The sequence below is a fragment of the Stenotrophomonas sp. 2YAF22 genome, from assembly GCF_052114665.1.
GTDB classification, from domain to species: domain Bacteria; phylum Pseudomonadota; class Gammaproteobacteria; order Xanthomonadales; family Xanthomonadaceae; genus Stenotrophomonas; species Stenotrophomonas indicatrix.
The window spans coordinates 1-11,502 of record NZ_JBFRFE010000054.1 but is presented as its reverse complement, the minus strand read 5'-3'; the positions used below and the strand labels follow the sequence as shown (position 1 = coordinate 11,502).

The 11,502-nt window shown below is 67.1% G+C and carries 4 protein-coding genes and 1 pseudogene; 4 read left to right on the top strand and 1 reads right to left on the bottom strand.

Annotation, left to right across the window (positions count from 1 at the left end):
* A pseudogene (locus AB4Y84_RS03965) lies at positions 1 to 6,373 on the top strand (autotransporter-associated beta strand repeat-containing protein); the annotation flags it as partial.
* An 11-nt stretch (positions 6,374 to 6,384) separates the two neighbouring features.
* Here AB4Y84_RS03965 and AB4Y84_RS03960 read toward each other — a convergent pair.
* Positions 6,385 to 6,993, bottom strand: a complete 609-nt coding sequence (locus tag AB4Y84_RS03960; protein ID WP_442243998.1) for a TetR/AcrR family transcriptional regulator — start codon at positions 6,991 to 6,993, stop codon at positions 6,385 to 6,387.
* Positions 6,994 to 7,152: 159 nt separating this feature from the next.
* On the opposite strand from AB4Y84_RS03960, the gene AB4Y84_RS03955 reads away from it, so the two are divergent.
* From AB4Y84_RS03955 to AB4Y84_RS03945, 3 genes are all read left to right on the top strand, one after another.
* Entirely contained in the window at positions 7,153 to 8,316 is a 1,164-nt protein-coding gene (locus AB4Y84_RS03955) for an isovaleryl-CoA dehydrogenase (protein ID WP_312787401.1), read from the top strand.
* Between the two features lie 8 nt (positions 8,317 to 8,324).
* The gene (locus AB4Y84_RS03950) at positions 8,325 to 9,935 is read left to right on the top strand and encodes a carboxyl transferase domain-containing protein (protein WP_032978141.1); all 1,611 of its coding nucleotides are present in this window, start codon (positions 8,325 to 8,327) and stop codon (positions 9,933 to 9,935) included.
* A 26-nt stretch (positions 9,936 to 9,961) separates the two neighbouring features.
* A partial coding sequence (locus AB4Y84_RS03945; protein WP_442249795.1) for an acetyl-CoA carboxylase biotin carboxylase subunit occupies positions 9,962 to 11,502 on the top strand: 1,541 nt, incomplete at its 3' end.

The following is an 11,502-nucleotide window of genomic DNA, read 5'->3' as shown; positions in this document are numbered from 1 at the left end:
GCATGAGGGGGTCCGCTTCCCGCTCGGTGTCGCCTCCGCCGGCACCGCGATCATGGCGTTCCTGGGCAACTCCACGACGACGGGAAACACGTTCACCGCCGTGTCCGGTTCAAGCGTCAACCGCGGCGTGCTGGCAACGGGCATTGCGGGCGTTTTGGGCACCGTAGGCGTGAATCTGGCCGCTGCCGGCATTGTCGATGGCGGTACCGGTGCCAGCGATCGCCTGCTGCTGCAGAACAGCGCTTCGGGCCCGGGCGCGGGTACCGGCGGGACGGTGACCAACCTCGTTTGGGGCAATTACACTGGATTCGAGAACCTGACCGTCAACAGTGGTACCTGGAATCTGCAAGGTGCCTGGACCGGAACCAGTGCCACGATCAACGATGGCTTGGTCAACTTCAACAACGCGGCGTCATTCGGTACCGGTACCTTCAACGTCAACGGCGGCGCCATCGCGGCATCGGCGGGCGGGCTCACGCTTGCAAATTCCTTTGCGCTCAACACTGGCAGACTGACGTTGGGCGGCACCAACCCCTTCAGCTTGAGTGGTGTGCTGTCCGGTGCTGGCGGCCTGACCGTGACCAACACCGGTGTGGTCACGCTGGGCGGCGCGAACCTGTTCGGTGGTGGCGTCAACCTCAATGCTGGYGGATTGCTGCTGGGCAACGCAGGTGCGCTGGGCAGCGGTGCGCTGACCGTGGGAGGCAACGCATCGCTGGATACCAGCGGGGCCTTCAACCTGGCCAACAACATCGTCGTCAACGGTGGTGGCAACCTCAATCTGCTCGGCAGTAATGCGGTCACCCTCAATGGCTCGCTTTCCGGTGCAGGCAACCTGGTGAAGAACGGCGCCGGCACGCTCACTCTGGGTGGTACAAACACGCTTACCGGCAGTGTCTCGATCGCGGGCGGCGCGTTGGCGCTCGGTGCAGGCGGCAGCCTGTCACCGACCGCTGCGATCTCGCTCACGGCAGGCACGTCGCTGGACCTCACTGCCGCAGCCAACCAGACCGTCGGCTCGCTGTCCGGGCTTGGTGGAACGGTCAGCCTTGGCACTCGCACACTTACTCTAGGCGGTCTCGGCAATACCTCCTTCGCCGGCAACTTCACTGGCACTACCGGTGGCCTGGTCAAGGTCGGTACCGGAGTGCAGACACTGTCCGGCAGCAACAGCTTGACCGGTGGTTTTGCCCTCAACGGCGGCGGCCTGCTGCTCGGCAACAACGGTGCATTGGGAACGGGTGTGCTGAGCGTGGGCGGCGAGGTCACGCTGGATGGCACCACCGCAGCGCTCACCCTGGCCAACGACATCGTGCTCGGCGCCGGCGGCTCGCTCGCGCTGCAGGGCGGCCAGCCCGTGGTGTTGAACGGGGTGATCTCCGGCGTCGGCAACCTGGGCAAGAACGGCGCATCGCTGCTCACGTTGAACGGCGCCAACACATTCGGCGGCGGTGTGGTCGTCAATGGCGGCAACCTGCTGCTGGGCAGCAACACGGCACTGGGTACCGGCCTGTTGGACATCAACAATGCCGCCACGCTGGATGCAAGCGCGGCGTTGAACCTGACCAACAACATCAACCTTGCCGCGGGTGGTTCGCTCAACGTGCTGGGCGGCCAGCCGCTGACGCTGGGCGGCGTCCTGGGTGGCAATGGCGGCCTGATAAAGAGCGGCGCTTCGACCCTGACGCTGACCGGCGCCAATACCTTCAACGGCGGCCTGAACGTTGCTGCCGGTACGGTGGCGCTGGGCAGTGGCGGCAGCCTGGCCGCGACCGGCGCTGTAAACCTGTCGGGCGCTGGGGCGGCGCTGGATCTTTCCCTGGGGGGCAATCAGACCATCGGTGCACTGTCCGGCGTGGCAGGTACCACCGTGGCTCTGGGCGCGAACACGCTTGCCTTTGGCAGCGCGACCAACCAGACCTTTGCCGGTGTGATCAGTGGCGTCGGCGGAGGCCTGGTAAAGAACGGCAGTGGCGTACAGACATTGACCGGCGCAAACACCTTTACCGGCGGCGTCGCGCTCAATGCCGGCGGTCTGCTGCTGGGCAACAGCGGTGCGCTGGGAACCGGTGCGCTGAGCATCAACGGTGCCGCGACGCTGGACGGCACTACCGCGCTCAACTTGGGCAACGTCGTCAACCTCGGCGCGGCGTTGACGTTGGGGGGCAGCAACAACATCACCCTGACCGGCGACATCTCCGGCGTCGGCAGCCTCACCAAGAACGGCACCTCGCTGCTGACCTTGAACGGCACCAATGGTTTCAGCGGAGGTCTGAATCTCAATGCTGGCAGCGTCGTACTGGGCGGTAGTGCAGCGGCCGGCACCGGAGCGCTGAACATCGGCGGCAACGTGTCGCTGGACGGATCGGCTGCGCTGAACCTGACCAACAATGTTGCATTGGCTACCGGTGCGATTCTTACGCTGCCCGGCAGCCAGAACATCACGCTGGGCGGCGTGGTGTCCGGCAACGGCAGCCTGGTGAAGAGCGGCGCCACGGTGTTGACGCTCAATGGTGCCAATACCTTCGGTGGCGGCCTGAGCCTGGCGGGCGGCGGCCTGGTCCTGGGCAACAGTGGAGCGCTTGGAACCGGCGCGCTGAACGTTGCTGCGAACGCCAGCCTGGATGGCAGCGTTGCGCTTGATCTGACCAACGCAGTCAACCTTGGCGCAGGCTCGGCCCTGACGCTGATCGGCAGCAACGCACTCACGCTCGGTGGCGTGGTGTCCGGTACCGGCGGTCTGGTCAAGAACGGCGCCGGTACCTTGACCCTTGGCAACGCCAACGGCTTCAGTGGCGGCCTGGCGTTGAACGGTGGCAACCTGCAGCTGGGCAATGCCGGCGCTCTGGGAACGGGCGCGCTCAACGTCGGCGGCAATGCAACGCTGGATACTGCAGCAGCCTACACCGTGGGCAACGCGATCAACCTGGCTTCGGGTACCACGCTTGCCCTGCAGGGCAGCAATGCGCTGACGCTTGGCGGTGTGGTGGCCGGCAATGGTGCACTGGTCAAGAACGGTGCGGCGTCGCTGACCCTGACCAATGCGAACACCTACGTCGGCGGTACCACGATCAATGCTGGAACCCTGGCGCTTGGCGCCGGCGGCAGCCTGGCTGTCGGTGGTGACGTCACCCTCGGTGGTGCCGGCGCGGGCTTTGACATATCGGCGGCAACCGGCAGCCAGACCATCGGTGCGCTGAATGGCGTGCTCGGTACGACGGTCGCGCTGGGTGGAAATTCACTGACCTTCGGCACCGCCAGCAATGCGGTGTTCGACGGCGTGATCAGCGGAGGCGGTGGTCTGGTCAAGGTGGGCGCAGGTGTGCAGACCTTGTCCGGTGCCAACACCTTCGGCGGCGGCGTCAGCCTCAATGCCGGTGGCCTGGTGCTCGGCAATGACGCGGCGCTGGGCAGCGGTGCGCTGACCGTGGGTGGTGCGGCAACGCTCGACACCAGCCTGGCAGCGACGCTGGTCAACAACATCACACTCAACGCCGGCTTGACGGTGCTGGGCAGCAACGCGCTGACGCTCAACGGGGTGATCTCCGGCGCTGGTGGCCTGACCAAGAACGGTGCTGCCACGCTCACCCTCAATGGGGTGAACACCTATACCGGCGGCACCAACGTCAATGCCGGCACGCTGGCACTGGGGGCAGGTGCAAGCCTGGCCGCCAGCGGCATCGTCAACCTGGCCACCGGCGCTACGCTGGATCTCTCTGCGGGCAGCGGTACCCAGACCTTCGGCACCCTGACCGGCAATGGTACGGTCAACCTTGGCGCGAATTCGATCACTGTCGGCGGACCGACCAACGGTGTCTTCAGCGGCTCCATCGCTGGTACCGGTGGCCTGATCAAGGAGGGCACCGGCACTGAAACACTGACCGGCGCCAACACCTTCACCGGCGGTACGCTGATCAATGCGGGCACGCTGGCGATCGGTGCCGGCGGCAGCCTGGCGGCAACAGGCGCGGTGACGCTTTCCGCGCCGGGCACCGGCTTCGACATCTCGGCCGCGGGCAACCAGGCGATCGGCGCGCTCAACGGCGTCGCCGGCAGCACGGTGGCACTGGGTGGCAATACGCTGACCTTCGGCGGCACCGACAACGGCACCTTCGATGGCGTGATCGGTGGTACCGGTGGGCTGGTCAAGAACGGCACCGGTATCCAGACGCTGGGCGGTGCCAACACCTTCGGTGGCGGCGTGGCACTCAATGGCGGTGGCCTGGTGGTCGGCAACAATGGTGCGCTGGGTACCGGCGCGCTGACCGTGGGCGCCAACGCGTCGCTGGACAGCAGCATCGCCGCGAACCTCGGCAACGACATTGGCCTGCTGGCAGGCGCTACGCTCAACCTGCTCGGCAGTAATGCACTGACGCTGGGCGGAGCGATCTCCGGCGACGGTGGCCTGATCAAGAATGGCGCGGCAACGGTCACCCTGACCGGCGGCAACACCTTCACCGGTGGCACCGTCATCAACAGCGGAACGCTGGCGATCGGCGCGGGCGGCAGCCTGTCGCCGACCGGCGCGGTGAACCTGGCCGGTACCGGCACCTTCGACATCTCCGCCGGCGGCAACCAGAGCATCGGTTCGCTGGCGGGCGTGGCCGGCAGCACGGTGTCGTTGGGGGGCAGCAGCCTGACGCTGGGAGGTACCACCGACGCGACCTTCAACGGTGCCCTGACCGGCAGCGGTGGGCTGGTCAAGAATGGCAGCGGCGTGCAGACCCTCAACGGTGCCAGCACGTTCGGTGGCGGCGTCACCCTCAATGCGGGTGGCCTGGTGGTGGGCAACAACGCTGCGCTGGGAACCGGCACGTTGACCGTTGGGGGCGCTTCCACGCTCGATTCCAGCGGTGCGGTGACCTTGGCCAACAACATGGTGCTCAACGCCGGCCTGACCGTACTTGGCAGCAACGATCTCACCCTCAACGGCAATCTGTCGGGGGCCGGCAGCTTGACCAAGGACGGCGTTGCTACCCTCACGTTGAACGGCACCAACACCTATACCGGCGGCACCTACATCAACGCGGGCACGCTCGCGCTCGGTGCCGGTGCCAGCCTCAGCGCAGGCGGTATCGTCAATCTGGCCACGGGTGCCACCTTCGATCTTTCGGCCGGCAGCGGCACGCAGGTATTCGGCACGCTGATCGGCAATGGCACGGTCAACCTCGGCGCGAACACGTTGACCATCGGCGATGCCACCAATGGTGTATTTAGTGGTTCGATCGGCGGCACTGGTGGACTGATCAAGGAGGGCACCGGTACCGAAACATTGACCGGCACCAACACCTTCACTGGCGGCACCACCATCAACGCCGGCACGCTGGCGATCGGCGCCGGTGGCAGCCTGGCCGCTACCGGCGCAGTGAACCTGGCCAACGCCGGTACCGGTTTTGACATCTCCAGCGGTGGCAACCAGGCCATCGGTACATTGTCCGGCGTTGCCGGCAGCACGATCAGCCTTGGCGGCAACACACTGACCACCAACGCAGCGGGCAACAGCACCTTTGCCGGGGACATCAGTGGCGCCGGTGGCCTGGTCAAGAACGGTGCCGGCGTGCTCGGCCTCACCGGCAGCAACACCTTCGGTGGCGGAGTGGCGCTCAACGCCGGTGGTCTGTCGCTGGGCAGCAGTGGTGCCCTGGGCACCGGCACGCTGACCGTAGGCGGTGACGCCACGCTGGACGGCAGTGTGCCGCTGACCCTGGCCAACAACGTGCAGCTGGCAAGCGGCACGTTGACCCTGCTGGGGGGCACGCCGCTGACGCTGGACGGTGACATCGCCGGCAGTGGCAGCCTGCTCAAGGATGGTGCGGCGACGGTGACCCTGGGCGGCGCCAGCAGCTACACCGGCACCACGACGATCAACAGCGGCACCCTGGCGGTCGCCGCCGGTGGCAGCCTGTCCTCGGCCAGCACGGTGAACCTGGCCGGCGCCGGAACGCTGGACATCAGTGCGGCCGGCAACCAGGCCATTGGTGGCCTGGCCGGTGTTGCCAGCGGCAACGTGGTGCTCGGCGGTTCCACCCTGACCACCGGCGGCAGCAATGCCAGCACCACCTTCGGTGGCACCATCGGTGGCAGCGGTGGCCTGGTGCAGACCGGCACCGGCACGTTGACCCTGACCGGCAACAACACCTACACCGGTGGAACCACCATCAACGGTGGCAGCACCTTGCAGATCGGCAATGGYGGCGCGACCGGTGCGATCATCGGCGACGTGACCAACAACGGCGCACTGGTGGTCAACCTGTCGGGCAACACGACACTCGGTGGCGCCGTCAACGGCAGCGGTGGCCTGACCCAGGCAGGCAGCGGCACGCTGACGCTGACCGGCAACAATACCTATACCGGCGGCACCCCGACGAACGCGCAACAGCGGCATCACCCTGCGCCAACAGCCCGCAGGCAGAAACTGCAGATGGCCTCGACCAGTGCGTCCTCGTCGCGGTGCGCTTCGCGGCTGGGCGCGGTCGGGCCGACCATCGCTTCGGTGAAGGCACCCACCAGGCAGGCGGCGGCAGCATGCGCGTCCTGCGCCGGCAGTTCACCGGCCACCACGCCCTCTTCCACCAGGCGCAGGAACACGTCACCGAAGGCACGACGGCCGCGCATGCGCTCGGCTTCCACATCCGGATCCACCGGCTCGACGATGAAGGCATGGGCCAGGCCCGGGCCGGCCAGGGCACGGCGGACGAAGGCGGTGATGGCCTGGCGCAGGCGCACGCTGGCCGGCTGCGGCGCACTGGCGATGCGCTCCATGATCGCCACCTCATGGGCCACGGCAGCGTTGAGCACTTCCACGAACAGCTCGGCCTTGGACGGGAAGTGGCGGTAGATCAGGCCGGTGGAGACCCCGGCCTGGGTGGCCACGGCGGTTACCGGCGCGTTGCGCCAGCCGCCGGTGGCGACCAGTTCGCGGGTGGCCAGCAGGATCCGTTCACGGGCCCCGGCCAGGCGTTCTTCCATCAATGCTGAGCGTTTGTAGGCCATGTTCTGAGTCTGGTTTCAATTTTTGAATTTGTATTCACTTCTTACCCGAACCCCGCTACGCTGGGGTCCAATCGCCCGCGCGGGCCGCTGCTGTGAACGGCCGCCCGCTTCCCCTTCCGGGTGCGTCCATTCCCCACCTTCCCTCGTGGAGCCATCGCAATGCACGTGCCATCCCTGAACTTCGACCTCGGCGAAGATATCGACCTGCTGCGCCAGAGCGTGGCCCATTTTGCCGCTGCCGAGATCGCGCCGCTCGCGGCCGAGACCGATGCGACCAACCAGTTCCCGTTGGCACTATGGCCCAAGCTGGGCGAGCAGGGCCTGCTGGGCTTGACCGTGGAAGAAGAATACGGCGGCACCGGCATGGGCTACCTGGCCCACGTGGTGGCGATGGAAGAAGTCTCGCGTGCTTCCGGTGGCATCGGCCTGTCCTACGGCGCGCATTCGAACCTGTGCGTGAACCAGCTGCGCAAGAACGGCACCGAGGCGCAGAAGCAGCGCTTCCTGCCGGACCTGTGCAGCGGCGCCAAGATCGGTGCGCTGGCGATGAGCGAACCGGGCGCGGGTTCGGACGTGGTGTCGATGAAGCTGCGCGCGGACAAGCGCGGCGACCGCTACGTGCTCAACGGCAACAAGATGTGGATCACCAATGGCCCTGACGCCGACGTGCTGGTGGTCTACGCCAAGACCGACATGGACGCCGGTGCCAAGGGCATCACCGCCTTCCTGGTCGAGAAGGGCATGAAGGGCTTCTCCACCGCGCAGAAGCTGGACAAGCTGGGCATGCGCTCCTCGCCCACCTGCGAACTGGTGTTCCAGGATTGCGAGATTCCCGAAGAAAACGTGCTGGGGGCGGTCGGCGGCGGGGTGCGCGTGCTGATGTCCGGCCTGGACTACGAGCGCGTGGTGCTGTCCGGCGGCCCGCTGGGCCTGATGGCTGCAGCCATGGACGTGGTCATGCCGTACGTGCACGAACGCCACCAGTTCGGTGAGCCGATCGGCAGCTTCCAGCTGATCCAGGCCAAGATCGCCGACATGTACGTGGGCCTTGGTGCCTGCCGCGCCTATGTGTATGCCGTGGCGCGCGCCTGCGACCAGGGCCGTACCACCCGCCAGGATGCGGCCGGCGCGATCCTGTACGCCGCCGAGAAGGCAACGTGGCTGACCGGCCAGGCGATCCAGATCCTTGGCGGCAACGGCTACATCAATGAATATCCGACCGGCCGCTTGTGGCGCGACGCCAAGCTGTATGAAATCGGCGCCGGCACCTCGGAGATCCGCCGCATGCTGATCGGCCGCGAACTGTTCCAGCGCACCCTGTAAGGCACCCCATGAGCATCCTAGGCAGCCAGCTGCAACCGGGCAGCGAAACGTTTGAAAGCAACCGCGCGGCGATGCAGGCCGTAGTCGACGACCTGCACGCCACCCTCGCCCGCACCGCCCTGGGTGGCAGCGAGGCGGCGCGGGCCAAGCACACCGCACGCGGCAAGCTGCTGGTGCGTGACCGCATCGATGCGCTGCTCGACCCGGGCAGCGCGTTCCTGGAGATCGCACCGCTGGCCGCGCACGGCATGTATGACGATGCCGTGCCCGCCGCCGGCGTGGTCGCAGGCATTGGCCGGGTGAGCGGCGTGGAGTGCGTGATCGTGGCCAACGATGCCACGGTCAAGGGCGGCACCTATTACCCGGTGACAGTGAAGAAACACCTGCGCGCGCAGGAGATCGCCGAGCAGAACCACCTGCCGTGCATCTACCTGGTCGATTCCGGTGGCGCCTTCCTGCCGCTGCAGGACGAGGTGTTCCCGGACCGCGACCATTTCGGCCGCATCTTCTACAACCAGGCCAATCTCTCCGCGCAGGGCATCCCGCAGATCGCCTGCGTGATGGGCAGCTGCACCGCCGGTGGTGCCTACGTGCCGGCGATGAGCGACGAGACGGTGATCGTGCGCGAGCAGGGCACCATCTTCCTCGGCGGCCCGCCGCTGGTGAAGGCGGCCACCGGTGAAGTGGTGACGGCCGAAGAACTGGGCGGTGCCGACGTGCACACGCGCATTTCCGGTGTGGCCGACCACATGGCCGACAACGACCTGCAGGCGTTGGCACGGGTGCGCGCGATCATCGCCCAGCTCAACTGGCGCAAGCCCGAAGCCGCGATGGCACTGCAGCCGGTGGAAGAACCGCTGCTGCCGGCGCACGAACTGTACGGGGTGATCCCGGCCGATACGCGCAAGCCCTACGACGTGCGCGAAGTGATCGCGCGACTGGTCGACGGCTCGCGCTTTGACGAGTTCAAGCCGCGCTATGGCGCCACGCTGGTCACCGGCTTCGCCCATCTGCACGGCTATCCGATCGGCATCATCGCCAACAACGGCATCCTGTTCTCCGAGTCCGCGCTGAAGGGCGCGCACTTCATCGAGCTGTGCACCCAGCGCAACATTCCGCTGGTGTTCCTGCAGAACATCACCGGCTTCATGGTCGGCCGCAAGTACGAACAGGGTGGCATCGCCAAGGACGGGGCCAAGCTGGTGATGGCGGTGGCCTGCGCCAAGGTACCCAAGTTCACCGTGGTGATCGGTGGTTCGTTCGGTGCCGGCAACTACGGCATGTGCGGCCGCGCGTACTCGCCCAACTTCCTGTGGATGTGGCCGAACGCACGCATCGGCGTGATGGGCGGCGAACAGGCCGCCAGCGTGCTGGCCACGGTCAAGCGTGATGGCATCGAAGCCAAGGGCGGGCAGTGGCCGGGCGAGGAAGAGGATGCGTTCAAGGCACCGATCCGCGACCAGTTCGAGCAGCAGGGCCACCCGTACTACGCCAGTGCGCGCCTGTGGGACGACGGCGTGATCGATCCGGTCGATACCCGCCGGGTACTGGCCCTGGCCTTGTCGGCCAGCCTCAACGCTCCCCCGCAGCAGACGCGCTTCGGCGTGTTCCGCATGTGACCTGTGCCATGACCGAGTCTGTTGCCATGTTCAGCAAAGTCCTGATCGCCAACCGCGGCGAGATCGCCTGCCGCGTCATCGCCACCTGCCGCCGCCTCGGCATCGCCACCGTGGCGGTGTATTCCGATGCCGACCGCAATGCGCGCCACGTGCGGCTGGCAGACGAAGCCATCCACATCGGCCCGGCGGCCGCGCGCGAGAGCTACCTGCGCAGTGATGCCATCCTCGAGGCCGCACGCCGCACCGGCGCGCAGGCCATCCATCCGGGTTATGGCTTCTTGTCCGAGAACGCCGACTTCGCCGACGCCTGCGTGGCGGCCGGCATCGCCTTCATCGGCCCGCCCGCCAGTGCGATCCGCGCGATGGGTGACAAGAGTGCTGCCAAGGCACTGATGGCCAAGGCCGGCGTGCCGCTGACGCCGGGCTACCACGGCGACCAGCAGGCGCCGGAATTCCTGCGCACCCAGGCCGACGGCATCGGCTATCCGGTGCTGATCAAGGCCAGCGCCGGCGGCGGCGGCAAGGGCATGCGCAAGGTCGAGCGCAGCGAGGACTTCGTCGATGCGCTGGCCAGCTGCCAGCGCGAGGCGGCCTCGGCGTTCGGCAACGACCACGTGCTGGTCGAGAAGTATGTCGAGCGCCCGCGCCATATCGAAATCCAGGTATTCGGCGGTGGCCAGGGTGAGGCGGTGTATCTGTTCGAGCGCGACTGCTCGGTGCAGCGCCGCCACCAGAAGGTGCTGGAAGAAGCACCGGCCCCGGGCATGAGCGCCGACCGCCGCGCCGCGATGGGCAAGGCCGCCGTCGATGCCGCGCGCGCTGTGGGCTACGTCGGTGCCGGCACGGTGGAGTTCATCGCCGGCCCGGACGGCGATTTCTACTTCATGGAAATGAACACCCGGCTGCAGGTCGAACACCCGGTCACCGAGTTCATCACCGGCACCGACCTGGTGGAGTGGCAGCTGCGCGTGGCCGCTGGCCAGCCGCTGCCCAAGCGCCAGGACGAACTGGCCATCCACGGCCACGCTCTCGAAGCACGCCTGTATGCCGAAGATGCCGACCGCGGCTTCCTGCCCTCCACCGGCACCCTGCGCCGCCTGCGCCTGCCGACCCCGTCGGCCAACGTGCGGGTGGACACTGGTGTGGAAGAAGGCGACAGCATCACCCCGTACTACGACCCGATGATCGCCAAGCTGATCGTCTGGGACGTGGACCGCGACGCCGCGCTGCGGCGCATGAGCCAGGCCCTGGCCGACTGCCAGGTGGTGGGCGTAACCACCAATGCCGGTTTCCTGCGGCGCCTGGTGCAGACCGACTCGTTCGCCAACGCCAAGCTGGATACCGCGCTGATCGAGCGTGAGCAGGCCGCACTGGCGATGACCGGTGACGGTGAGCAGGCGCTGTGGGAACTGGCAGCGATCGCCGCGGTAGCAAGCACACCGGCCGCTGCCGCCGATGCACGCGACCCGCATTCACCGTGGCAGGCACAGGATGGCTGGCGGCTGGGCGTGCCTGCCGCGCGCTTGGTGCCGCTGCAGCAGGAAGAGCGGGCGCACACGCTGAAGGT